Origin of the sequence: Streptomyces sp. NPDC019890 (genome assembly GCF_044903445.1) — a bacterium.
In the GTDB taxonomy this organism is placed as follows: domain Bacteria; phylum Actinomycetota; class Actinomycetes; order Streptomycetales; family Streptomycetaceae; genus Streptomyces.
This window is the reverse complement of record NZ_JBJDQK010000008.1, coordinates 113,362-137,849: the sequence shown is the minus strand read 5'-3', so window position 1 is coordinate 137,849 and position 24,488 is coordinate 113,362. Positions and strand designations below refer to the sequence as shown.

Below are 24,488 nucleotides of genomic sequence, written 5' to 3'. Positions count from 1 at the left end.
GGAGGAATAGGCTGGATGGCGTCGGCCCGGTTCGCGAACGTGTGGTGCTTTGCGGATCGGACCGATCCGAGGAATCGATGGCTGTCGTGGCACCGAGCGCTTCGGCACGTCGGCAGGAGGGCACGCTGCCCGCCGAGGTGACGAGCTTCGTGGGACGTCGGCACGAAGTGGCCGAGGTCCGCCGAAGGCTGTCCGACTCGCGTCTGGTGACGCTCACGGGCGTGGGTGGCGTGGGCAAGACGCGGCTGGCGGCACGTGTCGCAGCCGAGGTCCGGTCGGCGTTTCCGGACGGAGTGTGGCTGGTCGAACTCGCGGCCCTGGAGAATTCCGAGCTGCTCGCCCAGACCGTGGCCGAAGCGCTGGAGATCCGTGACCACTCCTCCCGGCAGCCCCTGGACGTCCTCACCGACCACCTCCGGGACAAGCGCACGCTGGTGATCCTGGACAACTGCGAGCATCTGCTGCCGCAGTGCGCGGTGCTGGCCGATTCCCTGCTGCGCTCCAGCCCCGATCTGAAGATCCTGGCCACCAGCCGGCAGGTGCTGGGTGTCGCCTACGAGCACACCCTGGCCGTGCCGACGCTGGACCTGCCGAGCGCCGGGAACCAACGGCTGTCCATCACGTCGCTGGCCCGGTGCGACGCCGTACGGCTGTTCATCGAGAGGGCGGGCGCCGTCCTGCCCGGCTTCGCCGTCACCGAGGACAACCGCGAAGCGGTGGAAGGGATCTGCCGGCAGCTGGACGGGATCCCGCTGGGAATCGAGCTTGCCGTCGTGCGGCTGCGGGCCCTTTCCGTGCAACAGCTGCTGGAGCGGCTGGACGACCGGTTCCAGCTGCTCACCGCTGGTTCGCGGTTGGTGCTCCCGCGCCACCGGACGCTGCGCGCGCTGATCGACTGGAGTTACGTTCTGTGCACCGACCAGGAGCGGCTTCTCTGGTCCCGCGCCTCTGTGTTCACCGGCGGATTCGACCTGGAGGCGGCCGAGGAGGTCTGCTCCGGCGACGGCATCAGCCGCGAAGAGGTCCTCGACGTGGTGACCGGACTGGTCGACAAGTCCGTCCTGCTGCGGGAGGAGCCCCATTCGACGGTCCGCTACCGGCTGCTGGACACTCTGCGGCAGTACGGCCGGGAGCGGCTCGTCGCAGCGGGGGAGACGGCGCCCGTGCAACGGCGCCACCGCGACTACTACCGGCGGCTGGCGGGCGATGCGCGTGCCGAGTTGTTCGGTCCGTCCCAGGTCGCCTGGTTCGCGCGGCTCCACCTGGAGCACACCAACCTGCGCACCGCCCTGGAGTTCAGCTTCGCCGAACCCGGGGAGGCCGAGACCGGTCTGGCCATGGCCTCGGACCTGCTCTACCACTGGATCACCAGTTATTACCTCGGCGAGGGACGACGCTGGCTGGACGAGGGGCTCGCCGTCTGCACCGAACCGAGCCGGGTCCGGGCCCGAGCGCTGTGGACCAACAGCTGGCTGGCCGTCATCCAGTCCGAGACCGATGCCGCGGCGGCCATGCTCGCGGAGAGCGGGAAGCTCGGGGAACGCCTCGCGGACGAGTCCGTGGCCGGCTACACCGCGCTGTACTCCGGCATGATCGCCATGTACCGGGGGGACGCCGAATCCGCGATCGGGCTCTACGAGGAGGCGGTGGCCCGGCACCGGGCCACCGACGACCCCGTGGGGCTCGCGCTGTCGCTGATCCGGCTCTCCATGGTCCACTCGTTCCGCGGTGACTCGCCGCGCGCCATCTCCATCGGCGAGGAGTCCTTGAGCGTGTGCGACGCCTACGGAGAGGGCTGGCACAGGGCCTACACGACGATGGCACTCGGTATCGAGGTCTGGCGCCAGGGCGAGTCCCGTCGCGCCGCCGAGCTCGAGAAGGAGAGCCTGGCCTTCAACCGTTCGCTCGACGATCCGCTGGGGGTCGGCGTCAACCTCGAGGTGCTGGCCTGGATCGCCGCCACCGAGGAGCAGTACGAGCGCGCCGCCCGGCTCCTGGGCGGCCTGCGGACCATCTGGCAGGCGATCGGCGCGCCGCTGTCCGGGTACGGGCACCTCGTCAAGTACCACGACGAATGCGAGTCCCGCACAAGCCGTGCCCTCGGCGCGACGGCCTTCCGTGCCGCCGTCCGGAAGGGCTCCCAGCTTTCCTACCACGAGGTGCTCGGCTATGCGCTCGAGGAGCACCCGGCTGCGGTGGAACCGAGCGCAGAGGATGAGCGGCCGTCCCCGCTCACGCGTCGGGAGAACGAGATAGCACGTCTGGTCGCACAGGGGCTGAGCAACAAGGAGATCGCGGCCACGCTGGTGATCGCCCAGCGCACGGCGGAGGGCCATATCGAGCACATCCTCAGCAAACTCGGCTTCACCTCCCGTGCCCAGGTGGCTGTCTGGGTCTTCGAACAGGACCGCCCGGAAGCGGACTCGGCGGCAACTACCCCTTGACCGCACCCGAGGTGAGCCCCTGGACGATATGGCGGCTGGCGAAGGCGAAGAGCACCATGGTCGGCACAATCGTGAGCACGGCTGCGGCGGACATCGAACCCCAGTCGATGTTGAAGCTCGAGATGAAGCCGTTCAACGCCGTGGGGATGGTCTTGTTGTCGTCGCTGTTCATGAGCGTGACCGAAAGGAAGAGCTCGTTCCAGCAGTTCACGAAGTTGAAGATGAACGCGGCGATGATGCCCGGCTTCATCACCGGCAGAAGTACCCGGAAAAGCGCCCCGAACCGCGAGAGGCCGTCGATCATGGCGGCCTCCTCCAGCGCGTCGGGAATGTTCGCGAAGAATCCGCGGAGCATCACCGTGCAGAAGGGGATGCAGACTCCGACGTACACCAGGATGAGACCGAGCCGGTTGTCGACCAGTTTCAGTTCGGTCATCATCAGGTACAGCGGTCCCAGCGCGATGAACGAGGGAATCATCTGCGTGATCAGAGCCGCCATCAACAGCGCGCTCTTGCTGCGGAACTCGAAACGGGCGAGCACATAGGCCGACAGCATCGAGATCGCGGTCGCCACCACCCCCGCCGCCGTCGCGACGATCAGACTGTTGGTCAGATAGCCACCGAACTGCGCATTGCTGAACAGGCCCGCGTAGTTCTCCAGGGAGAAGTTCTGCGGCCAGTAGGCGATCGGGAACGTGAAGATGTCGCCGGGGCTCTTCAGCGACGTGATGGTGATCCAGTACAGCGGGAAGACCGTGACGGCCAGCCAGAGCGAGAGGAAGAAGACTCTGGTGACACGTCCTGGAACGGACTCCTTGTTGATCACGAATGTGCTCCCTTCTTCTCGCGCGTGGCCAGGAGGTAGAAGACCGAGAAGACCAACAGCACCGCGACGACGATGAGACCGAGCGCGGACGCCTTTCCGTAGTCGCCCTGCTGGGTAATCGTGATCATCCATGTGGTCACGATGTGCGTCTCGTTGTTCGGGCCGCCGCCGGTCATCCCGAAGATGATGTCGGGGAAGTTGAAGATCCAGATCACCCGGAGCAGCACGGTCAGCGCCAGAGTCATCCGGATGTAGGGAATGGTGACCTGGAAGAGCGTGCGGACCTTGCCGGCGCCGTCGAGTTCGGCTGCCTCGTACAGGTCGTTGGGGATCGACTGCAGGGCGGCGAGGATCATGATCGAGAAGAATGTGACGCCGTACCAGATATTGGTGACGATGACGGCGATCATCGCCATCTTCGGATCCGCGAGCCAGGCGATCGGCTCGTCGATCAGTCCTGCCTTCTCCAGGAGGTCGTTCACGACCCCGAACTCGCTGTTGAACATCCAGCGGAACAGGATGCCGATGAGGAATCCGGATATGGCCCAGGGGAAGAAGACAAGTGCCTGGTACAGCCCGCGGAAGCGGAAACGGCGGCGCAGCCACAGCGCGATGGCGAAACCGATCACGAACTGGGGAACGATGGAGGCGAACACCCACAGCGCGGTATTGCTGAGCACGGTGCTCCATGCCGGGTCCGCGAAGATCGCCTGGAAGTTCCCGAAGCCCACCCAGGAGGTGTCGGTGAGGTCTGTGAGGTTCCAGTGGCGGAAGGCCATCTGACTGCCCCGGAGCATGGGGTAGTAGATGAAGACAGCGACGAAGACCGCGGCCGGGGCCATGTACGCGGCGATGACCAGGCCGCGGCGTGCGGTGAAGGCCGGCTTGCGCCGACGCTGACTGGACGTTGTCGGTGCGGGCCGAGCGCCCCCCTGGAGGGAGGGGCGCTCCACCTGCTCGTAGGTCGATCGGGTCACGTCCCGCCTTCCCCTCAGCCCTTGCTCTTCCACTTCTCGGTCCAGTACGTGTCCCAGCTGTCGAGCAGTTGCTTCGGGGTCATCTTGCCGAGCAGCACCCGCTGGATCTCCGCGTCGGCCTTCTGGGACCACTCGGTCCACCAGGGCGCGTCACGGGGCTGTGTGACGGTGATGTACTTGTCCGGGTTCTCGGTCATCGTCACGTAGCTGGCCCACGGACCGGTCTTGTAGAACTCGTCCTGGCTCGCCGCCTTGAGGATCGGGACCAGGCTGTTCTCCTTGCTGAAGGTGGTCGACGCCTCGCCCTGCGAGAGGAACTTGATCAACTTGATGGACTCCGCCTTGTGCTTACTGCCCTTGGCGACTCCCCAGCCGGCGGTCGCCAGCGGCTGGACGGCCTTTCCGCCGGGACCGGCGAGCAGGGGAGCGGTGGTCCACTGGTCCTTCTTGATCGCCTTCGACTGCCCCACCGTTGCGATCACTTCGGGGTCCTGCAGCAGGAAGGCGGTGGAGCCGTTCGAGAAGCCTTCGACCATCTCGGGGTATCCCCACGCGACCGACGACGGCGGCGACGCCTGCTTGAACAGCTTGAAGTAGGTGTTCAGCGCGTCGAGAGCCTCCGGTGCGGAGAAGATCGTGCTGCCGTCGGTGAGCTTGTACCCGTTCGCTCGGTCGACCTTGTCGGCGACATACGCCTCGATGGCCGCGGTCACATTGCCGTTGGCATTGGTTCCGCCGCGGAATGCATAGCCGTACTGGCGCTTGCCCTTGTCCTGGATCGCGCTGGCCTGCTCCAGCAGTTCGTCCCAGTTGGCGGGCGGACTGGTGGCTCCGGCCTTCTTGATCAGGTCGGTGCGGTAGAAGAGGCTCAGTCCGTAGAAGCCGTACGGGACGAAGTACGTGTTTCCCTTGGCGTTCTTGGCGGCCTTGGTGGCGTTCGCGGTCATGTCCTTCCAACCGCCCCACCCCTGAAGGTCCTTGCCCATGTCGTAGAGCCAGCCGTTGGTCGACCACGGGCCGGCAGTGATGTCCCGTACTTCGAGGGTGTCGACGCCGCTGCCGGACTGGAGCATCTGCTGGATCTTCTGATCTGCCTGGTCGGTCGGCGGCGAGATCAGATTGACCTTGATCTTCGGGTTTTCCTTCTGGAATTCCGCGACGAGTTTCTTCAGAAGCTCCGTTCGGGCGGGGTTCGTCAGGCTCTCCACCATCTGAAGGGTGACGGTCCCGTCACTCGCACTCGTGGAGCAGCCCGTCAGTACCATCGCGGCGGCGATGCCGAGGGCGGCTACTGCCTTCCTTCTTCTCAACTGTCCTCCTCCAGAGGTGTGAATCCGAGGGTGTGAATCCGCACAGCGGCATCGGGTGGGAACATGGCTCGGACCTCCTTACGCTGCGGCGTCCGCAGTGCGGGCCCACTCGCCGAGCACAGGGACGCAGCGCTCGGCGAAGTACTCGAAGTCGGCGGCCGTGTTGTACACATGCGTCGACAGGCGGATGTAGCCGACTCCGTCGAAGCTGGTGAACGCCGCCGCGACGCCCAACTCCCGTGCCACCCGGTCACGCAGCGCGTCGGCGGCGGCAGGGCTGGTGGCCAGGCCATCGGGGAGACGCACCAGCCGCAAGGCGTTGACCGGCATGCCCACGTCGACCCCGCTGCGTCCACCGGTGAGTTCGGCGAAGGCGTCGCCGACGATCCGCTCGGCATAGTCGGCGAGATCCCTCATGTAGCTACGTGCCGTCTTCCAGCCCCACGTGCGCTCGATGAAGTCGAGAGCCGTCGGCGCCGCCAGGTAGCTGGTGACGTCCACCGTTCCCTGGGTGTCGAAACGCTCGGGGAAGGGATCGGCGGCGCCCCAGGAGTCGATCAGGGGATAGAGGCTGTCGCGCAGCGCGCCGCGGGCGACCAGAGCCGACGTGCCACGCGGGGCACAGCCGAACTTGTGAAGGTTGCCGATCCAGAAGTCGCACTCCACAGCGGAGAGGGGATCGTCGATCAGGCCGGGTACATGAGCCCCGTCCACGAGGAGTGGGATGCCGCGCCTTCGTGCCTCCGAGCCGATCCGCTCCACGGGCATCCGGCGCGCGGTGGCCGAGGTGATGTGGTCCACGACGATCAGTTCCGTCGCGTCGCCGAGTTCGGCGGCCACCGCCTCGTAGGCCTGCTTCTCGTCGGCGTCGAGGGGAACCCTCACCGTGCGGACGGTGGCGCCGCAGCGCCTCGCGAGGCGCTGAGCCCCCATGGTGACGGCTCCGTAGCCGTGGTCGGTCACCAGGATCTCGCCGCCGCGCCCGACCGGCAGGTTCGCGTAGACGACGCTCGCGCCGCCACTCGCGTTCGGTACCAGAGCGAGGTCTTCCACGGCGACGCGCAGGAACGCGGCGATGTCCGCCCTGGCGGTCGCGACCCGCTTGGGGAGTGCCGGGAACCACACCAGCGGGGACCGTTCCATCTCCTGGCGCAACCGGTCCTGTTCGTCCTGGGCGACGAGGGGAACCGCCCCGAACGACCCGTGGTTGAGATGTCTTTGCGCCGGGTCCAGCGACCACGCTTCCGCGGCGGCCCGGCCGTCCGGGAGGAGCAGCGGGCGCGGTGCTGGGCCGAGGTGGGACTCGCTCACATGACTCCCGATCTCCCGTGATCTTCCAGATCTGCACGCGACATCAGACGATTCTCAAAAGAGATATGATGACTTGGGGCGGCATCCTGGCACGCCCTCTCCGGCGAGGGCAATAGCCCTGCACCCCCTTCAGGCTGTTGTGTCAGCCTGAAGGGTCGCGATCAACCAGTCTCCCCGTATCGGTATCCGACTATGACCTGGTAAAACAGCGAGAGTTGGGCTCGTCGCCCCGGTGTCGCCCGCTGCTGCGTGCTGTGTGGCCACGCGCCTGCCGCTGCTGGTCTCTCGTCGCGGATCGGGTCGCGAAGTTGCCTTCAGTGGCGCCCCTCGCCCCAAGTCATCTAATGACTTGTTGCTGATCATCGTGCCCTGTCTGATGACTCGGTAGACTGTCCCGAGACCGGGCGGTGCTGCCGGGTCATCCGGGGAGGAAGCGATGTCCGCAGTCGACAAGGCATTTCACGGCCTGAGACACATGATCGCCACCGGTCGTCTGGGTGCGGGGGAGCGTATTCCGCCCGAGAACGAGTTGTGCGAGGAGCTTGGTGTGTCCCGGGGGCCACTCCGCGAGGCGGTGCGGATGCTCGTGGCCCTGCGTATCGTCGAGCCCCGTCACGGCTCGGGCACGTTCGTCTCCCAGCTGCGGCCCGAAGACATCATCGGCAGCCTGTCGTTGACCGTCGACCTGCTGCCGCTGAGCGGGCTGCTCGAGGTGTACGAGATCCGGCGCGTTCTGGAATCCCACATCGCTGCTCAGGCGGCTGCTCGCGCGACCCCCGAAACGCTGAAGACGATCTTCGAACCCATCGAGGCGATGGAGGCGACGGAGGACCCGACCGAGATCTCCGAGCTCGACAACCGCTTCCACTCGGCGATCGCCCGGATCGGAGGCAACCCGACGCTGGAGTCCCTGCTCGGCGTGTTCCGCGCACGCTCCCGCGCGTACCAGTTGTTCACGCTTCCCGAGAGCGCCGAGATCAAGCGCGCAAGCGATGGGCAGCACCGGGCGATTGCTACCGCGATCGCCAACCGGGACCCTGTCGCCGCTGCCAGTGCGGCGGCGACCCACGTCGCTCACACGGAGAGATGGCTGCACGCCTTTCTGCCGCCTCCGGAGGGGGACGGCCCGAGCGCCTCCTCGTGACAACCGCGCCTGGGCGCCTGCCACTTGCCGCGCCGTACGCCTTGGGTCGGCGCGAAGGTCATCCCGCCGAAGGTGCCCCGCTGCGCTGGTAGCGCAGCAGGACGACTCCATTGCCGAAGGCCCGGGTCTCGACGAGGCGGAGACTGATCTTGGCGTCCGACGCCCGGAACAGGGATTTGCCCCGTCCGATGAGGATCGGATGGACATAGACGCGGTACTCGTCGATCAGGTCGTGCTGCATGAAGGCCGCGGCGAGGTCGGCACCACCGAGCACCAGATCTCCGCCCGGCTGTGCCTTGAGCGCCATGATCTCCTCGACGTCGACGTCCCGCATGATGGTGGTGTTCCAGTCGGCCCGCTCCAGGGTCCTGGAAAACACGATCTTGGGCATGTCCCGCCAGATGCCGGCAAACTCCACCATGGGTCGGGTACTTGACGGGTCGGAGTCGGCCGTCGGCCAGAAGCCGGCCATGAGCTCATAGGTCACGCGTCCGCTCAGGAACGCGCCCATCGGCCTGAGCCACTCGTTGAAGTGGCTGTGCAGCTCGTCGTCGACCAGGTGCCAGTCGATCTGGCGGTCCGGTCCCTCGATGAAGCCATCGAGGGACACCGACATAGTCAAGATGATCTTTCTCATCGCGGTCCTCGCCCAAGTCCGAGCAGCCGGCCAGGCGTGCGCGCCGGTCACGGCCGAGACGATACGCCCGCAGGATCACGGCGGGACGCATCCAGGAGGAAACGGGCGTGTACGGCGACCACGAAAGCTTCTTCTCCCTCGTGCAGCCACGTCAGGATCAGTTGCTCCCGCCGCCGTCCCGGGCCTGCGCTTCGCCGAGCCGGCCGGCCGCGCTGTCCAGCAACATCTCCAGCGCCGTGGGATACGCACTGTGGTTCATCCGGGCGACCAGCAGATGCGCGGTTGCCGCGATGTGCGGGTGAGTCGCGGCGGGCAGCCGGGCGTACGTGGCCTGCCAGACCTCCTCGTCCGCCGCGCGTGCCGCCGCCGGCAGTGCCAGCGAAGCGGCGTCGAGCGCGGCGAACGCCAAGCTCTGGTCGATGAACGCGTGATAGATCCGGACCGCTTCGGCGTCCGGGAAGCCGGCTGTGCGCAGCAGCCCCAGGATCGTCTCGTCGGCCGTCACCTCGTGAGCCTTGCCGGTCACACGGCTGGCGGTCAGCACGGCAGCCTGCGGATGTTCGAGATACGCGGCATGGATGCGCAGCCCCAGCTCCCGCAGGTCGGCGCGCCAGTCGCCGGTGCTCTCCCACCCCGCCAGAGCACGCCCGATGAGCACGTTCCCCACGGCAAGCGTCAGGTCGTCGATGCCGCTGAAGTACCGGTACAGCGTGCTCGGGTCCGCCCCCAGGGCGGTGCCGAGGCGGCGGACGGTCAGCCCCGCGCTCCCGTGCTCCCGCAGCATCCGCAGCGCGGTCTCCACGATCAGCTGCTCCGAGAGCACCGCGCCGTTCTTCGTGGGACGCCGCCGTCTCCGGGCCTCCTCCGGCACCACGGGCTTGGGCACGACACGCTCCTTCCGTCGTCATCCGCCATGACCCCACCACCTTATGCCAACATGATTGACGTTAATAGTGGGGGGCGCGTTGGATCAGGTTCGACAGGCGCCGCGCCCGCAAGCGGCGCCCAGCAGACTGTGTCTGGGAAACGGAGTTTGGCCATGCGTGTTCTTCTCGTGGGAGCCGGCGGCGTCGGCACTGCCATCACCCGGATCGCTGCCCGCCGGTCCTTCTTCGACCACGTGGTCGTGGCCGACTACGACCTCTCCCGCGCCCAGGCCGCCGTCGCGGCCCTGGAACCGGACGGCCGCTTCAGCGCCGAGCAGATCGACGCGAGTGACGAGGGGGCCGTCACCTCCCTGCTGCGCAGCCGGCGCTGCGACGTCCTGCTCAATGCCACCGACCCCCGCTTTGTGATGCCGCTGTTCCAGGCGGCCCTGGCCGCCGGTGCGCACTACCTGGACATGGCGATGTCGCTGTCCCACCCGCACCCGGAGCGCCCCTACGAGCTGTGTGGCGTCAAGCTCGGCGACACCCAGTTCGAGCGCGCCGCGGACTGGGAGAAGGCCGGATTGCTCGCTCTCGTCGGCATCGGTGTCGAACCGGGACTGTCCGACGTCTTCGCCCGCCATGCCGCCGACGAACTCTTCGACGAGATCGAGGAGATCGGCATCCGCGACGGGGCGAACCTCACGGTCGACGGCTACGACTTCGCGCCCTCGTTCAGCATCTGGACCACCATCGAGGAATGCCTCAATGCGCCTGTCGTCTACGAGGCCGGCCGCGGCTGGTTCACCACCGCCCCCTTCAGTGAGCCCGAGGTCTTCGACTTCCCCGAGGGGATTGGCCCCGTCGAGTGCGTCAACGTCGAGCACGAGGAGGTCCTGCTGGTGCCGCGGTGGGTGGACGCGGGCCGCGTCACCTTCAAGTACGGCCTCGGCGAGGACTTCATCCGTACGCTGCAGACGCTGCATCTGCTGGGCCTCGACCGCACCGATCCGGTGCCGGTGCCCGCGGCGGACGGATCGGGCACGGTGCATGTCTCCCCGCGGGACGTGGTCGCCGCCTGCCTGCCGAACCCGGCAGCCCTGGGGGAGCGTATGCATGGCAAGACCTGCGCGGGCACCTGGGTCAAGGGCACCAAGGACGGCCGCCCACGCGAGGTCTACCTGTACCACGTGGTCGACAACCAGTGGTCCATGAGTGAGTACGGCAGCCAGGCCGTCGTGTGGCAGACCGCGATCAACCCCGTCGTGGCCCTGGAACTGATCGCCGTCGGCACCTGGTCCGGCAGCGGTGTCCTCGGCCCCGAGGCGCTGCCCGCCCGGCCTTTCCTGGACCTGCTGACGGAGTACGGCTCACCCTGGGGCATGCGCGAGCAGTGAGGCTCCGCGTCCGGTCGGCTACCGTTTGTGACGGAAAGGTGTGTTTCGCGCACACTGGCCTCACGGCGGAAGGGCGCACGCATGGACCTGCAACTGGACGGCGCTGTGCTCGGGGTGCCCGGACCCGTACCGGCATGACGACACCGGACCCGGACCCGCGACCGGCCGACTTCGGGCACACCGCCGCCACGGCAGCCCGTGCCGGCGACACCGCGGCCGCGCGCCTCAAGGAACGGATCTACGCGACCATCACCTTGACCGCGGTCGTGGTGACCCTTGCCGAGGCGGAGGACCCCGACCACCTCGAAGCTGGGCTCACCGTGGCGGCGGCAGCGCTCGGGGTCTGGCTGGCCACGCTGGTCGCCGACGAGCAGGCGCACCGGGCAGTGAGCGGGCGCAGCGCGAACCGCGCGGAAGTCCGGACGGCGTTGTATGTCTCGAGTCCGTTGCTGCTGAGTGCCGTGGGGCCACTGGTGCTGATCGGCCTGTCGGCACTGGACGTGATGGGTCTGGAGACTGCGTTGATGACAGCGGCCGGCGTGGAAGTGGCGACCCTGTTCGTGTGGGGCTGCCGGACCGGCCTGCGGATGGGCAACGGGCCCCTGAGCGCGCTGATCTCAGGCCTTCTGGACACCGTGATCGGCGCCGGGGTCGTGGCCGTGAAGCTCATCGCCGGCCACTAGGACAAGATCGGCCGGACAGGACCTGAGCCTGCCGGTCAACCTCCGGCCGGTTCGCGCGCCTTGCGCAGCGCCTGGTGGACCGACCAGAGGACGGACACCAACGGCACGGCCACCACCGCCCCCACCACTCCGGCCGCGATGGCGCCGCCGATGACCGTGAGCGCGACCACCACCGGATGCAGCTGAACGGCCCAGCTCATCACGATCGGGTGCAGCACATGGCCCTCGATCTGCCCGATGACCACGATGAGGGCGACGACCAGGGCCGCGACCAGCGGGCCTTTGGCCGCCAGGGCCACCACGGCCGCGACCGCGAGGGCGATGGGTGAGCCGATCAGCGGAATGAAGGCGGCGAAGAACTCCAGCAGCGCCAGCGGCACCGCGAGCGGCACGCCGAGAACGAAGAGGGCCACGCCGACCAGGATCGCGTTGGTCCCGGCCACCAGCACGATGCCGCGGGTGTAGCCGGTGAAGGTCCGCCAGGCCGCGCTGCCCCCGATCGACACCCGTTCCCGTGCGGCCGGCGGAAGCTGGTCGCAGAACCAGCTCCACTGCCGGTCGCCGGAGTGGATGAAGAAGACCGAGGAGAACAGGGCCAGGGCGAACACGGTCAGGACTTCGACCACCCGGCCGGCGCCGCTGATTGCCGTACTGATGAGGGTGGCTCGGTGGCTGGACAGGAACTCCCCGATCCGGGACTGGAGGTCGTTGAGTGCCCCGGGGTTGAGCCGCAGCGGCGGCCCCTCCAGCCAACGCTCGATCCTGCCGAAGCCTGCCCGGAACTCCCGTACGAGCCCGGCCTGCTCTCCCGCCACCGCCTGGCCGACCAGCGCCAGGACCCCGAGGACGACGACGATGCTGCCGAGCAGGGACACGGCGACGGCGAGCGGGCGCGGCATGACGCGCTCCAGGCGGTCGGCCAGCGGCCGGAGCATCGCGGTGATGACCATGCCGAGGAAGACGGCCACGGCGATCTCGTGGAACCGGCCCAGCAGCGAGAAGACGGCGTAGACGACGGCGCCCACGACGAGGATCCGCCAGGCGTACGCGGCAGCCGTCCGCAGGGTGGGGGACACCCGCAGCTCGACGCCGGGCCGGGATCGGGGCGGTGGCCGCCGACCCGCTCGGTTTCCGGTCGGCGGGCGGGTGCTGCCGCTCAGTGCCTGACGCGACGCCGTACGGATCCGGTGCCGACGCCCGGCGGACGGCGCGCCGGGGTCCGGATTCCTGGGCTGCGGATCCGTGGGCATGGGCATCCACAAGCACGTACCACCGGGGGGCCGCCGTGCCACGCCACCGGCGCGATATTCGCCCGAAGGCACCCGGACCGTGTGCCGGGGTCCACACAGCGACGGGCTCTCGACGGCCCCGTCGTCGGCGCGCACTCGATCGGCCGCGTCGGCCGGCGCGGGCAACGCGGCCATGAGCCGCACGCTGTGGGCCGCTCGGCCGGCTACCCGTTCGGCCTCAGCCGCCGTTGTTCTCCGGGTGGGTGAGGTTGACACCGGTGCGCGGGTCGAAGACATGCATGCGTGAGGTGTCCACCCACAGTTCGGCCCGGCCTCCCTCGGTGATGCGCGTGGACGCGTCGAGCCGGGTGACGATCTTGTCGGCTGCGGCTCCGGTCTCCTTCTGGCCGGAGTCGGCTGCCAGCTCCTCGAGTTCCGAGGTCAAGGTCGGCTCCCAGCCCTCCTGGGTGAAGAAGGCGTAGACATCCGAGCCGAGGGACTCGATCACGTCCACACTCGCGGTGAAACGCGTCCCTTCCCGGTCCGGATCGACCAGCGTGGCGTCCTCGAACGCTTCGGGCCGCAGCCCGACGATGAGGTCACGCGGTGCGTTCTGGCGCTCCAGGCTGCGACGGATCTCGTCGTTCACCGGAAGGTCGCCGATGGCGGTCTGCAGCCGGTTTTCCTCCAGCGTGGCCTGGATGAAGTTCATGGCGGGTGAGCCGATGAACCCGGCGACGAACAGGTTGCGCGGGGCGTCGTAGAGGTGTTGGGGGGTGCCGACCTGCTGGACGATGCCGCTGCGCATGACGACCACTCGGTCCCCGAGGGTCATGGCCTCGGTCTGGTCATGGGTGACGTAGACGGTGGTAGTGGCCAGCCGCTGTTGGAGGCGCGAGATCTGGGTGCGCATCTGCACCCGGAGCTTCGCGTCGAGGTTGGACAGCGGCTCGTCCATCAGGAACGCCTTGGGACTGCGGACGATGGCGCGGCCCATGGCGACACGCTGTCGCTGGCCACCCGAGAGGTTCGCCGGTTTCCGGTCCAGATGTTCCGTCAGGTCGAGGATCTGGGCGGCCTCCTCCACCTTGCTCTTGATGGTGGCCTTGTCGGCCTTGGCCAGGCGCAGGGCGAAGCCCATGTTCTCCCGCACGGTCATGTGCGGATAGAGGGCGTAACTCTGGAAGACCATGGCGATGTCGCGGTCCTTGGGAGCCTTGTCGTTGACGACCTGATCGCCGATCCGGAGGGTGCCCTCGGTGATGTCCTCGAGTCCGGCGATCATGTTCAGCGTGGTGGACTTGCCACAACCTGAGGGCCCGACCAGGATGACGAACTCCCCGTCGCCGACTGTGAGGTTGACGTCCCGCACGGCCAGGGCGCCGTCGGGATACCTCTTGGTGATGCCCTCGAGAACGATCTCGGCCACGGTCGGTGCTCCTTGTCCTGACGATCGGCTGCTGCCGGTCAGCCCTTGACGGCCCCGGACGTCAGTCCGGCGACGATGCGCCGCTGGAACAGCAGCACGAAGACGATGATCGGAATGGTGATCACCACCGCGGCGGCGGCGATCGAACCGGTGGGCTGCTGGAACGCGCTGCTCCCGGTGAAGAAGGCGATCGCAGCCGGCACGGTGCGGGCCGCGGTGGTCGAGGTCAGGGAGATCGCGAACAGGAAGTCGTTCCAGCAGAAGATGAAGACGAGGATCGCGGTGGTGAACACGCCCGGCGCCGCCAGCGGTGCGATCACCAGCCGGAAGGCCTGGGCCGGAGTTGCCCCGTCGACCTTGGCCGCCTTCTCCAGATCCCACGGGATCTCCCGGAAGAACGCCGAGAGGGTGTAGATCGCGAGCGGGAGGGAGAAGGTCATGTACGGGATGATCAGCCCCGGCCAGGTGTCGAAGATCCCGATGATGCGCTCGATGTTGAACAGCGGGGACACCAGGGAGATCGGCGGGAACATCGCGATCAACAGAGACATGCCGATCAGCACTTTCTTGCCCGGGAAGCGCAGCCTCGCCACGGCATAGGCGGCCATGGTGCCGAGCACCACGGCGATCACCGTGGAGATCAGGGCGATACCGATCGAGTTGATCAGGGCACGGGTGAACTCCGAGGTGTCGAAGATGCCGCGGTAGTTCTCCCATGTCCACTTGTCGGGGACGAAGTTGCCGTCGGTGAGAGTGCTGGGGTCCTTGAACGACAGAGCCGCAATCCACCAGACCGGGAACAGTGCGTAGGCGATCACCACCGTGTTGACGATGGCCCAGCCGGTGATGTGCCTCTTGCCTGCGCTGGCCATCAGCGTCCCGCCTCCTCTGAACCGGGGGCGGCAGCCCCGAAGAGTTTGATGAAGGCGAAGGCGATCAGGCCGACGCAGATGAAGATGAGCACGGAGATTGCCGATCCGATGCCGAGGTTGAGTGACGTGAACAGGTTGTCGTAGCCGAGAATCGACACCGATCCTGTGCCATGGGCACCCGAGGTCAGGATGTAGATGTTGTCGAAGATCCGGAAGGCGTCCAGGGTGCGGAACAGCAGGGCGACCAGGATGGCCGGCTTCATCAGCGGCACCGTAACCAGGATAAATCGCTGCCAGGAGGACGCACCGTCGACCATGGCGGCGCGCAGCGTCTCCTCGGGCACCAGGGCGAGTCCGGCCAGCAGGAGAAGGGCCATGAAGGGGGTGGTCTTCCAGACCTCGGCGAGGATGATCAGCCCGATCGCGGGCCACTGCTCGGTGAGCGGGGCTTCACCGGAGGGCAGGAGCGCGGCGAGATAGCCGGTGTCCGGAGTCCACGCGTACTGCCAGGAGTAGGCGGCGACGACGGTGACGATGCCGTACGGGACCAGGATCGCGGTACGCACCGTCCCTCTGCCGAAGATGGCGCGGTGCATGACCAGGGCCAGCGCGAAGCCGAGGACGAGTTCCACGGCCACCGACGCGGCGGTGATGAACAGCGTGACCCAGAACGCCTCCCACCAGAAGTCGGAGGAGAGCACGGCCCCGTAATTGCTCAGCCCCACCCACTTCGCCTGGTTCGGGAAGCGCAGGTCGTAGCGCTGCAGGGACAGATAGATCGCATAGCCGATGGGGTAGGCCGTGACGGCGATCATGACGACCACCGCGGGCGCGCACAGCAGCCAGCCCAGCCGTCGTTCCTGCCGTGCGCCCTCGGACAGTGCCTCGGCCGCGCCGGGGGCCGGAGCCGTCGCCGTGGCGGGGGTCGGGGTGTTCACGGAATCAGCCCCTTGGACTCGAGGGCGTCCTTGATCTGGCTGCCGATTTCATCGACATCGCTCCGGGGATTGATTCCCGAGGGCGGGGAGAGCGTGTGCGAGATCGCGATGGACACGTTCTGGTAGGCGGGGGTCTGGGGGCGGGTGCTCGCGTTCTCCAGGGCCGAGAGCACATCGGCGGCGAACGGGTAGCTCTTGATCAACACCTTGTCGGAGTAGAGGGAGCGCAGGGTGGGCGGAAGTCCGCCCTCGATCGCCGCGGTCATCTGGTTCTGACGATTACGCAGGCACAGGGCTGCTTCGAAAGCGAGGGCCGGGTGCTTCGAGTAGGCGCCGATGGCGAGGTCGATGCCGCCGATGGTCGGCCTGGAGGGCCGACCGGGGGCAACTCCTGGGTAGGGCGCCCAGTGGAAACTCTTGAACAGCTCGGGGTTGTTCGCCTTCATGGAGGGATAGACGAACGGGTAGTTCAGCTCGAAGGCCGCCGTTCCCGACTCCATGGCCAGCCGGTTCTGGTCCTCCATCTGGTTGGACAGGGAGGGGTCCGCGGCGGGAGAGGTGGCCAGGTCGTGCATGATCGTGGCCGCCCGGACCGCGGGCGGGCCGAGCGAGGGTGCGGTGGCCGTCCGGTTGAGGATGGAGCCGCCCGCGCTCTCCACGAGTGTGTTGAACCAGACCGTCAGGCCCTCGTACTGGGCGCCCTGGATCTCCACGAAGTGGGGCTTGCCCTGCTTGGCGAGGACGCGCGCCATGGCCAGCATCTCCGCCCAGGTCTTGGGCGGCTTGGGCACGAGATCGCTTCGGTACCACAGCAGCTGGGTGTTGGTGTTGTACGGGACGGCGTACAGCCTGCCCTTCCACGTCGCCGTCTGCAGCGGCACTTCGAGGGTGCCCTCGGTGGCCTTGCGGCGATTGGCGCCCGTCCACGGCAGGATCCACTTGGCCTCGGCGAACTCCGCGGCCCAGGTGACATCGAGGCCCAGGATGTCCATGGCACTGTCCTGGGCGGCGAGCCGGCGGACGAGCTGCTGACGCTGGCCGTCCGCGGCGCGCGGGAGCTTGTTGTACGAGATGCTGTACCGCCCGCCCGAGGCGCGGCTGCAGTTGGTCGCCGCAGTGGCCAGGGCGCCCGAGTCGTCGGGGAAGTTGTACCAGTTCAGGCGGACCGGGCCGCCGGATTCCTCTGAGCCGCAGGACGTCAGCAGCCCGGCCAGCAGCGACAGCGCGGCAAGACACCGCAGCCGTTGCGCGGCACGACGGCCGGCGGTTCGCGGCGAAGCTTTGCCGCGCACCCGTACCGGACGGGCCTGTCCGTTCGTGCGCCCCACCATTCACCTCCCGGACCCGGCGGTCACCGGGTGTCTGGTCACCCCGTACAGCGCCTTGGTCGCGGTGAACCTAACGGTTCCTTTGCCGTGGCCCGGGGAGGGCAGCGTGTCGGAGGCGGGAGATCCCCCGGATGGCCAGGGGGTACCGGGCCCAGGGAGCCGCCCCCGTGCGATCGCGAACACTGGCTCCTTCCGCCTGCGAGGCACAGGAGAACCACGCGACTCGGCGACGCGCACAAGGCCGTACTGGCTCGCACTTCTCGTGTGCGTCGCTGTGCCGACAGTCACCTTGACGATGCTCAATAATTAGGTGAGCCTTACCTTCGCTCGCTCCGCAGATGGTGGGGGCACCTTCCGCACGACACCCCCTGGAGCAGCTGTGTTCGCCGCCGACGCACCCTCGACCGGACGAAGATCTGGACAGGATGCCGAGCTCCCTCGGCTGCCCCAGTGGTGCGGACCCGCATTCGCATCCCTGGCGGTGTGCGGCGGATGGGCAGCAAGCACCTGGGTCGCCGTCCACCTGCGCGCCGACGCCGCCCTCCACACTGCGGCCCTCTTCGTTCACCTCGCCAGTCTGGTGCTCGGATTCGGTGCTGTTCTCGCCGTCGACTACTACGGCGCCCTGTGGCTCGGCGGCCGGAAGACGCTGCGCGAGGTACTCGACTTCACCGCCTCCTTGCACACACTCGTCTGGGCGGGGCTGATCGGCCTGATCGGCAGCGGCGCTCTGCTCCACCCCGACCTCGGCTCGCCGCTCACGTGCGTCAAACTCGGCCTTGTCCTGGTCATCGCCCTCAACGGAGTCCAGGCCGGCGCCCTGCACAGGCGACTGGCCGCCCTCGACGGCCGGCCCGCCGGCCGCTCGCTGCTGCTCCGCGGTGCGGCCACCGCGTCCCTCTCGCAGATCGCCTGGTGGGGTGCGCTCGCCATCGGCTTCCTCAACAGCCGGCAGTGACGGGCGCGGACCGGTCAGGCACCGGAGCCCGAATGCGACGCGGCGATCACCTTGAGGTGGATGCCGGCGACCCGGGCGGGCTGGTCGGTCAGCACCATGTGGGTGGCGTCGGGGACGGTGACCATCGTGGCGTGCGGGCAGGACTCGAGGCCCCGTCGTTCGGACGGACCTCTGTAGCCCGGCCGGCGGCGCACCGGATGCCGCCCCACCCGGAACCCGGCAGGGTGGCATCCACCAGGACCATCCCGCACAGACGAGGACCGCCCATGTCCGTGACCGATCACCGGCGCCTCCGCGTCGTCGCCGGGGCAGCGCTCCTGACCATCGCGCTGGCGGGCTGCTCCGGCCTCGGCCGCACCGCGGTGGGCACCATCTCCTACGGATCCGCGAACGAGCGCCTTGTGATGGTGTCGAACCCTCTGGTCACGGGCTGCCACAGCCTCGGGCCCGCCGGTGCGACCACGGTCACCAACAACACGCTGGTCGACATCATTCTGTATCCCAGCCGGGACTGCTCCGGGGACGAGTCGACGTATCTGCCGACGGAGACATCCGACGACATTGCGCCCGGCGCACCGCTGTGGCGCAGCTACTCCACGGTGCACTGAGACCTGCCGGGCGGGCCGGCGCTCTCTCTCCGGGCGCGTCGGCAACTGGTCACGCCGGAGTCAGGCGAGCGAGCGAGGGCGAGGGCGCGGACCGCCTTGCGCATTCCTCCGCATTCTCGCGCCCGGCTCCGCAGCCTGGTGATCGCTGACAGGCACTCAGCTTCCCGGCGTCCGGGACCCCATCGCCGGCCGGGTGCCCGGCCGGGCACCCGGCGGCACGGCCACCACCGTCGACTGCTGTCCCTCAGCCGTCCCTCAGATGAGCCCCTGCGCGAGCATCGCGTCCGCGACGCGCTCGAACCCGACGATATTCGCTCCTGTCACATAGTCGCCGGGTGCTCCGTAGCGCTCGGCGGTCTCGTAGGTGACGCGATGGATATCACGCATGATCCCCGCGAGTTCGTCCTCCACGCGCCCTGGTGTCCAGGAGTCCCGGGCGGCGTTCTGGCGCATCTCCAGGGCGCTGACGGCGACGCCGCCCGCATTCGCGGCCTTGCCCGGGCCGAAGGCCACCCCCGCGTCCTGCAGGATGCGAACCGCCTCCGGAGTGGTGGGCATGTTGGCGCCCTCGGAGACTGCCTTGACTCCGTTGCGGACAAGCGCGAGAGCGTCCTGGGCTTCGAGCTCGTTCTGGGTGGCCGACGGGAAGGCGACGTCGCAGGGCACCTCCCACACTCGGCCGCCGGGAACGTAACGGGCGGAAACGCCACGACGCTTGGCGTACTCGCTGACGCGTGCGCGTTCGACTTCCTTGATCTGCCTGAGCAGTTCGAGGTCGATTCCCTTCTCGTCCACCACATAGCCCTCGGAGTCGGAACAGGTCATGGGATGGGCGCCGCTGCGCGTCAGCTTTTCGATGGTGTGGATGGCGACGTTGCCCGAGCCGGAGACCACGGCCCCCTGGCCCTCGAGCTCCTCACCTCGCCGACTCAGCATTTCGGCCGCGAAGAGCACGCTGCCGTAGCCGGTCGCCTGTGTGCGCATCGCCGAGCCGCCCCACCCCTGGCCCTTGCCGGTGAGGACACCGGCTTCCCAGCGGTTGGTGATGCGCCGGTACTGGCCGAAGAGGTACCCGATTTCGCGGCCGCCGACGCCGATGTCGCCGGCCGGGACGTCGGTCTGCTCGCCGATGTGCCGGTGGAGCTCCGTCATGAAGGACTGGCAGAAGCGCATGACTTCGGCGTCCGAACGGCCTCGTGGGTCGAAGTCGCTGCCGCCCTTGCCGCCGCCGATGGCCAGCCCGGTGAGGGCGTTCTTGAAGATCTGCTCGAAGCCGAGAAACTTCACGACACCCAGGTTCACCGAAGGGTGGAAGCGCAGGCCGCCCTTGTAGGGGCCGAGCGCGCTGTTGAACTCCACTCTGAATCCCCGGTTGACGTGCACTGCTCCGTGATCGTCCTGCCAGGGCACCCGGAAGATGATCTGCCGTTCGGGCTCACAGAGGCGTTCGATGAGCCCTGGCTGCGCGTACTCGGGACGCACGGCGAGCACGGGAGCCAGGGTCTCCAGCACTTCCCTTGATGCCTGGTGGAATTCCGGCTGTGCCGGGTTGCGGCGCTCGAGGTCGGCGCGCAGGGAGGCCAGTTGGGCCTTCGGGGAAGACAGGGTCACAGCATGTCCCTTCCTGCCCGGCCGGCGGATGGCAGCCCGGCCGTGGCGGTGACGGTCCAGGTGTCGTTGCCAGCCAGCAGTACGGCCTGGTCGCACCTGCTGTTCATTGCAACAGCGGTTTCGAGTCATAGGTCACCACCCCATTGCTGGAGGGGTGACGCGATGAAGCCGTGAGATTCCGGGGCCTTCGCACAAGAGGGTTGACGGTGGCATGCCACGTCTCCACACTCTGCTACCAATCGCAGCGGCGCTCAGCAGCCGTATCCCTCGCGCATGTCCACCTCGTGCGGCGAGCGGCGCGTGAGACAACGTTGTCAATGGCCCCACCCAGATGGAGGCACGGCATGACGACACCACTGAACGCCCGGTTATCGCGGCGCGCCCTGTTCCGTACCGCGGCAGGCGCAGGAGCCGCGTTCGCCCTCGTCGGACTCGGGGCGCGCCCCGCGTTCGCCGCCCTCGGCCCGCCCAATCCCCAGCTGGCCAACGACGTTCGGCAGGAGTTCCTCACCGCCTGGACCGCGTACCGCCGGCTCACCTGGGGCCGCGACGAGCTGCATCCGCTGAGCGGCACCGGCTCGGAGTTCTTCATCAACGGCGTGCCGCTCGGCCTGACCATCGTCGAGTCGCTCGACACGCTGCACCTGATGGAGCTCGACGGCGAGCTGGACGCCGGCATCGCCTGGATCAGCGGCAATCTGAACTTCAACCGCAACGCCAGTGTCCATGTGTTCGAGACGATCATCCGGCTGGTCGGCGGTCTGCTCTCCGGACACCACGCCACCGGCAACGCCGTGCTTCTGGCCAGGGCCCGCGACCTGACGGACCGGCTCCTGCCGGCGTTCACCTCGTCGCCGACGGGCGCCCCTTACCGGTACGTCAACCTCCAGACCGGCGCGGTCTCCGGGAACCAGGTGCCGCTCGCCGAGATCGGCAGCAACATCACCGAGTTGGGCCGGCTGTCGCAGCTCACGGGTGATCCGAAGTACTTCAACGCGGCCAAGCGGGCGCTGCGGGCCGTGTACGACCGGAGGTCGTCACTGAACCTGGTCGGCACGACGCTCAACGTCGAAACCGGCGCCTGGACCGACGCAACCGCTCGCATCGACCCGCCGGTGGACTCGTTCTTCGAGTACCTCTGGGACGCGTACCAGTTCTTCGGCGACACCGAGATCCGCGGCTGGTACCAGACGCTGACCGCGGCGGTGCTGCAACGCCTCGGCGAGACGTACAACGGCCGGCTCTGGTTCAGGGCCGTCAACATGAACACGGGCGCGCTGGTCGGCCGGTATCAGTCGGAACTGACCGCTTTCTACGCCGGGCTGCTCGCTCAGGGCGGCAACCTGAGCGAGGGGGAGTCGTATCACAGCTCGTGGGCAGCGGCGCTGGCCCAGTACCGGCTGCCACCGGAGGGAATCAACTACACGACGCTCGCGGCGACGAGCAACGAATACCAACTGCGCCCCGAGTACGTCGACTCCGCGCTGTTCCTGTGGCTGCTCACCGGGAACGAGGTCTACCGGGACCGCGCCCAGTGGCTGTGGAACGGCCAGAAGGCGCACTGCAAGGTCTCAGGCGGCTACACGATCGTCTCGAACATGACGACGACGCCCACGACCAAGGGCGACCTCACACCGGGCTACTGGTACTCGGAGAACATGAAGTACTTCTACCTGCTGTGGGCGGGCTCGGCGCGGTTCGACTACGCGACCAACTACCTCACCACCGAGGGCAATGTGCTGCGCGGCATCAAACAGGTCGCGGCCCCGTTCGCGAGTGGTACTTTCCGGCTGGTCAACCGGGCGACGGGACGGGCGCTCGATGTGAGCGGCGCGTCGACATCCGACGGCGCGGCGGCCATCGCGTGGACTGTCAACAGTGGCGCGAACCAGCACTGGATCGCCACCACGACCGAGGGGTACACACGGCTGACGAGCCTGCACAGCGGCAAGGTGCTCGAAGTGCCGCAGTCGTCCACGACAAACGGCACGGGGCTCGTGCAGTGGGGACACAACGGCACCAACACGCAGCAGTGGGCGCTCCAGTCCGCGGGTGACGGGTACCACCGGCTCGTCAACCGCAACAGCGGCAAGTCCGCCGACCTCGCCGGTACCGGCAATGGAGCGGCGGTGGTGCAACAGCCCGTGAGTACCGCCCCCACCCAGCACTGGCAGCTGGCCACGGTGTGATCGCGATGGGCGGATTTCAAAACTCCTTCAGTCATCACTGAGTAACACCGCTCCGGTTTCCGTATCCCTGAACGTTGAGCTGTGTTCTCGGACCGAACGGGCGAGGGCACAGCCCGACGCTGCCGAGGGGCAATGAAGCCCCCGGCATGCGACCACGAACAATGAGGGGCGGAGCCGTGACGTACAGGCAGAGACACAAGCGGTCCAGATGGATCGGCGTGACAGTCGCCGCAGTGGCAGCGATGGCCGTGGGAGGCGGGGCTCTCCTCATGACCGACAACAACGCCTCGGCCGGTTCCGCGAATGCCACGCGCCAGGATGCCTGGGCACAGGCGCCGAAGACGATCAACTGTCCTGACGTCGCAGCCGGTTTGTCGAGCGTGCCGCAGCAGTCGCGGCCCACCGTCGACCACGAACTGGCGCAGCTGGACAGCCAGGTCGCGGATGCCTATGGGCAGCTCGCCGCGGGCGGCGCGAAGGCAGGCCAGGACTGGGTGCGCACACGAGTGCTGGAACCGCTGTCGTCCCAGCGCCGCCGCACGCTGGACCGTATCGCCGCCGAAATCTACCGGGCCTCGAACAGGCCTGACGGATGGGACTCATTGGCCTCCTGCACGGTCAAGCGGGACGACGTGGCACCCCTTGCGGCGCCCGGATCTTCCACCGGAACCCCGACCGCCCCGGCTCCTGATGCCTCCGCTCCGGCCGCAGGCGGCCAGGCCTCCGGCGGTCAGGCCGCAGCCGGTCAGGGGCAGAACGGCCCCCGAAGGTCCGACTTCGTGGACATCCGTACAGTTCGGCCCAATGTCGCCAACCCCCGGCTGCAGAGCAATGCCTCCCGTGGCACCTTCCGGTCGCGCTGCGGGCGCAATGAGAACAAGCACTTCAACCCCGACAACGTGATCGTCGCCCCCGGGGTCAGCAACGGCGCCCACCATATGCACGACTACGTCGGCAATCTCGAGACCGACGCCTTCGCCACCAATGACGACCTGGCCGCCGCCGGGACGACCTGCACCAACGGAGACCGCTCCACCCACTACTGGCCGGTCCTGCGACTGCGCAACGGAAAGAACGAGGCCGACGCGAACCTCCCCGGCGGAGGACAGGACGGCAACGTCGGGCGCATTCTCCAGCCCGCTTCAGTGCAACTGACCTTCCGTGGCAGCCCCGTCAGCAAGGTGACTGCCATGCCCAAGTTCCTGCGCATCATCACCGGCGATGCCAAGGCGTTCACCAACGGAACAGCCAACGCCAACGCCTCATGGAGCTGCACCGGCTTCGAGAACCGGCAGTTGAAGGACAAGTACCCGCTGTGTCCGCGGGGCAGCAACGTGGTGCGTACGTTCAAGTTCCAGAGCTGCTGGGACGGCAAGAACACCGACAGCGCGAACCACCGGACGCATGTGACCTTCGCCCGCGCCGACGGCTCGTGCCCCCAGGGATTCCGGGCCATTCCGCAGCTGGTCCAGCGGATCACGTACAGCGTTTCGCCCGGCTCGGTGTTCGCCGTCGACAGCTTCCCCGAGCAGTTGCACAAGCCGGTCACGGACCATGGCGACTTCATCAACGTGATGTCCAACTCGCTGATGAGGAACGCGGTGAGCTGCATCAACAACGGCCGTAGGTGCGGCTGACGCTCAGGACCCGGCACGGCGGATGCCTCGTTGCTGCCGGGTCCACCGCGGTGCGCTCGCGCGGTACACCCGTGAGAATCCGGACATTGTAGTG

Annotated in this window: 21 protein-coding genes; 8 read left to right on the top strand and 13 right to left on the bottom strand. The window is 67.8% G+C overall.

Annotated features, from left to right (window positions below; genetic code table 11):
* The first annotated feature begins 77 nt into the window (after window positions 1–77).
* Window positions 78–2,444 carry an ATP-binding protein gene (locus ACI2LP_RS22760; RefSeq protein WP_404726334.1) on the top strand — a complete coding sequence of 789 codons (2,367 nt, stop codon included), beginning with the start codon at window positions 78–80 and terminating at the stop codon, window positions 2,442–2,444.
* Here ACI2LP_RS22760 and ACI2LP_RS22755 read toward each other — a convergent pair.
* From ACI2LP_RS22755 to ACI2LP_RS22740, 4 genes are all read right to left on the bottom strand, one after another.
* Window positions 2,434–3,270 carry a carbohydrate ABC transporter permease gene (locus tag ACI2LP_RS22755; RefSeq protein ID WP_404726333.1) on the bottom strand — a complete coding sequence of 279 codons (837 nt, stop codon included), beginning with the start codon at window positions 3,268–3,270 and terminating at the stop codon, window positions 2,434–2,436. The genes ACI2LP_RS22760 and ACI2LP_RS22755 overlap by 11 nt on opposite strands.
* Window positions 3,267–4,247, bottom strand: a complete 981-nt coding sequence (locus ACI2LP_RS22750) for a carbohydrate ABC transporter permease (protein ID WP_404726332.1) — start codon at window positions 4,245–4,247, stop codon at window positions 3,267–3,269. Before ACI2LP_RS22750 ends, ACI2LP_RS22755 begins: the two co-directional genes overlap by 4 nt.
* Window positions 4,248–4,261: 14 nt before the next feature.
* On the bottom strand, window positions 4,262–5,557 hold the full coding sequence (locus ACI2LP_RS22745) for an ABC transporter substrate-binding protein (protein WP_404726331.1): 1,296 nt from the start codon (window positions 5,555–5,557) through the stop codon (window positions 4,262–4,264).
* 78 nt (window positions 5,558–5,635) lie between these two features.
* Complete coding sequence (locus ACI2LP_RS22740) at window positions 5,636–6,868, bottom strand: aminotransferase class V-fold PLP-dependent enzyme (protein ID WP_404726330.1); 1,233 nt, start codon at window positions 6,866–6,868, stop codon at window positions 5,636–5,638.
* 436 nt (window positions 6,869–7,304) lie between these two features.
* On the opposite strand from ACI2LP_RS22740, the gene ACI2LP_RS22735 reads away from it, so the two are divergent.
* The gene (locus tag ACI2LP_RS22735) at window positions 7,305–8,012 is read left to right on the top strand and encodes a FadR/GntR family transcriptional regulator (RefSeq protein WP_404726329.1); all 708 of its coding nucleotides are present in this window, start codon (window positions 7,305–7,307) and stop codon (window positions 8,010–8,012) included.
* A 58-nt stretch (window positions 8,013–8,070) separates the two neighbouring features.
* Here the strand turns inward: ACI2LP_RS22735 and ACI2LP_RS22730 are convergent, their stop codons facing one another.
* Both ACI2LP_RS22730 and ACI2LP_RS22725 read right to left on the bottom strand, forming a co-directional pair.
* Window positions 8,071–8,649, bottom strand: coding sequence for a dihydrofolate reductase family protein (locus tag ACI2LP_RS22730; protein WP_404726328.1), 579 nt, complete (start codon window positions 8,647–8,649; stop codon window positions 8,071–8,073).
* Between the two features lie 157 nt (window positions 8,650–8,806).
* Complete coding sequence (locus tag ACI2LP_RS22725) at window positions 8,807–9,535, bottom strand: TetR/AcrR family transcriptional regulator (protein WP_404726327.1); 729 nt, start codon at window positions 9,533–9,535, stop codon at window positions 8,807–8,809.
* 153 nt (window positions 9,536–9,688) lie between these two features.
* On the opposite strand from ACI2LP_RS22725, the gene ACI2LP_RS22720 reads away from it, so the two are divergent.
* Together ACI2LP_RS22720 and ACI2LP_RS22715 are read left to right on the top strand one after the other, a co-directional pair.
* The gene (locus ACI2LP_RS22720; protein WP_404726326.1) at window positions 9,689–10,912 is read left to right on the top strand and encodes a saccharopine dehydrogenase family protein; all 1,224 of its coding nucleotides are present in this window, start codon (window positions 9,689–9,691) and stop codon (window positions 10,910–10,912) included.
* A gap of 134 nt (window positions 10,913–11,046) precedes the next feature.
* Entirely contained in the window at window positions 11,047–11,595 is a 549-nt protein-coding gene (locus ACI2LP_RS22715; protein WP_404726325.1) for a hypothetical protein, read from the top strand.
* A 35-nt stretch (window positions 11,596–11,630) separates the two neighbouring features.
* On the opposite strand, the gene ACI2LP_RS22710 is transcribed toward ACI2LP_RS22715, so the two are convergent.
* From ACI2LP_RS22710 to ACI2LP_RS22690, 5 genes are all read right to left on the bottom strand, one after another.
* A complete protein-coding gene (locus ACI2LP_RS22710) occupies window positions 11,631–12,845 on the bottom strand; it encodes an AI-2E family transporter (RefSeq protein ID WP_404726324.1) in 1,215 nt (404 codons plus the stop codon).
* Window positions 12,846–13,062: 217 nt separating this feature from the next.
* Window positions 13,063–14,253: an ABC transporter ATP-binding protein gene (locus tag ACI2LP_RS22705; protein ID WP_404726323.1), complete on the bottom strand. Its 1,191-nt coding sequence runs from the start codon at window positions 14,251–14,253 to the stop codon at window positions 13,063–13,065.
* A gap of 38 nt (window positions 14,254–14,291) precedes the next feature.
* Window positions 14,292–15,125 carry a carbohydrate ABC transporter permease gene (locus ACI2LP_RS22700; RefSeq protein ID WP_404726322.1) on the bottom strand — a complete coding sequence of 278 codons (834 nt, stop codon included), beginning with the start codon at window positions 15,123–15,125 and terminating at the stop codon, window positions 14,292–14,294.
* On the bottom strand, window positions 15,125–16,063 hold the full coding sequence (locus tag ACI2LP_RS22695) for a carbohydrate ABC transporter permease (protein WP_404726321.1): 939 nt from the start codon (window positions 16,061–16,063) through the stop codon (window positions 15,125–15,127). Before ACI2LP_RS22695 ends, ACI2LP_RS22700 begins: the two co-directional genes overlap by 1 nt.
* The gene (locus tag ACI2LP_RS22690) at window positions 16,060–17,394 is read right to left on the bottom strand and encodes an ABC transporter substrate-binding protein (protein WP_404726320.1); all 1,335 of its coding nucleotides are present in this window, start codon (window positions 17,392–17,394) and stop codon (window positions 16,060–16,062) included. Before ACI2LP_RS22690 ends, ACI2LP_RS22695 begins: the two co-directional genes overlap by 4 nt.
* A gap of 478 nt (window positions 17,395–17,872) precedes the next feature.
* On the opposite strand from ACI2LP_RS22690, the gene ACI2LP_RS22685 reads away from it, so the two are divergent.
* Window positions 17,873–18,349, top strand: a complete 477-nt coding sequence (locus tag ACI2LP_RS22685) for a hypothetical protein (RefSeq protein ID WP_404726319.1) — start codon at window positions 17,873–17,875, stop codon at window positions 18,347–18,349.
* A gap of 14 nt (window positions 18,350–18,363) precedes the next feature.
* On the opposite strand, the gene ACI2LP_RS22680 is transcribed toward ACI2LP_RS22685, so the two are convergent.
* On the bottom strand, window positions 18,364–18,543 hold the full coding sequence (locus tag ACI2LP_RS22680) for a hypothetical protein (RefSeq protein WP_404726318.1): 180 nt from the start codon (window positions 18,541–18,543) through the stop codon (window positions 18,364–18,366).
* Between the two features lie 72 nt (window positions 18,544–18,615).
* On the opposite strand from ACI2LP_RS22680, the gene ACI2LP_RS22675 reads away from it, so the two are divergent.
* Window positions 18,616–18,957, top strand: a complete 342-nt coding sequence (locus ACI2LP_RS22675; RefSeq protein ID WP_404726317.1) for a hypothetical protein — start codon at window positions 18,616–18,618, stop codon at window positions 18,955–18,957.
* 255 nt (window positions 18,958–19,212) lie between these two features.
* Here ACI2LP_RS22675 and gdhA read toward each other — a convergent pair whose 3' ends face one another.
* Window positions 19,213–20,568 (bottom strand): NADP-specific glutamate dehydrogenase, encoded by a 1,356-nt coding sequence (gene gdhA / locus ACI2LP_RS22670; protein WP_404726316.1) that lies wholly within the window; start codon window positions 20,566–20,568, stop codon window positions 19,213–19,215.
* A gap of 344 nt (window positions 20,569–20,912) precedes the next feature.
* Here gdhA and ACI2LP_RS22665 point away from each other — a divergent pair, with 344 nt between their 5' ends.
* A complete protein-coding gene (locus ACI2LP_RS22665; protein ID WP_404726315.1) occupies window positions 20,913–22,757 on the top strand; it encodes a glycoside hydrolase family 47 protein in 1,845 nt (614 codons plus the stop codon).
* 242 nt (window positions 22,758–22,999) lie between these two features.
* Window positions 23,000–24,394 (top strand): DUF1996 domain-containing protein, encoded by a 1,395-nt coding sequence (locus ACI2LP_RS22660; protein WP_404726484.1) that lies wholly within the window; start codon window positions 23,000–23,002, stop codon window positions 24,392–24,394.
* Window positions 24,395–24,488 lie beyond the last annotated feature (94 nt).

Excerpts from the sequence above, each read along its gene's own strand:
- ACI2LP_RS22690 (WP_404726320.1), bottom strand. The coding sequence starts at position 17,394 with ATGGTGGGGCGCACGAACGGACAGGCCCGTCCGGTACGGGTGCGCGGC.
- ACI2LP_RS22730 (WP_404726328.1), bottom strand. The coding sequence starts at position 8,649 with ATGAGAAAGATCATCTTGACTATGTCGGTGTCCCTCGATGGCTTCATC.
- ACI2LP_RS22665 (WP_404726315.1), top strand. The coding sequence starts at position 20,913 with ATGACGACACCACTGAACGCCCGGTTATCGCGGCGCGCCCTGTTCCGT.
- ACI2LP_RS22735 (WP_404726329.1), top strand. The coding sequence starts at position 7,305 with ATGTCCGCAGTCGACAAGGCATTTCACGGCCTGAGACACATGATCGCC.
- ACI2LP_RS22660 (WP_404726484.1), top strand. The coding sequence starts at position 23,000 with ATGGCCGTGGGAGGCGGGGCTCTCCTCATGACCGACAACAACGCCTCG.
- ACI2LP_RS22760 (WP_404726334.1), top strand. The coding sequence starts at position 78 with ATGGCTGTCGTGGCACCGAGCGCTTCGGCACGTCGGCAGGAGGGCACG.
- ACI2LP_RS22675 (WP_404726317.1), top strand. The coding sequence starts at position 18,616 with ATGTCCGTGACCGATCACCGGCGCCTCCGCGTCGTCGCCGGGGCAGCG.
- ACI2LP_RS22700 (WP_404726322.1), bottom strand. The coding sequence starts at position 15,125 with ATGGCCAGCGCAGGCAAGAGGCACATCACCGGCTGGGCCATCGTCAAC.
- ACI2LP_RS22720 (WP_404726326.1), top strand. The coding sequence starts at position 9,689 with ATGCGTGTTCTTCTCGTGGGAGCCGGCGGCGTCGGCACTGCCATCACC.
- ACI2LP_RS22710 (WP_404726324.1), bottom strand. The coding sequence starts at position 12,845 with ATGCCCACGGATCCGCAGCCCAGGAATCCGGACCCCGGCGCGCCGTCC.
- ACI2LP_RS22715 (WP_404726325.1), top strand. The coding sequence starts at position 11,047 with ATGACGACACCGGACCCGGACCCGCGACCGGCCGACTTCGGGCACACC.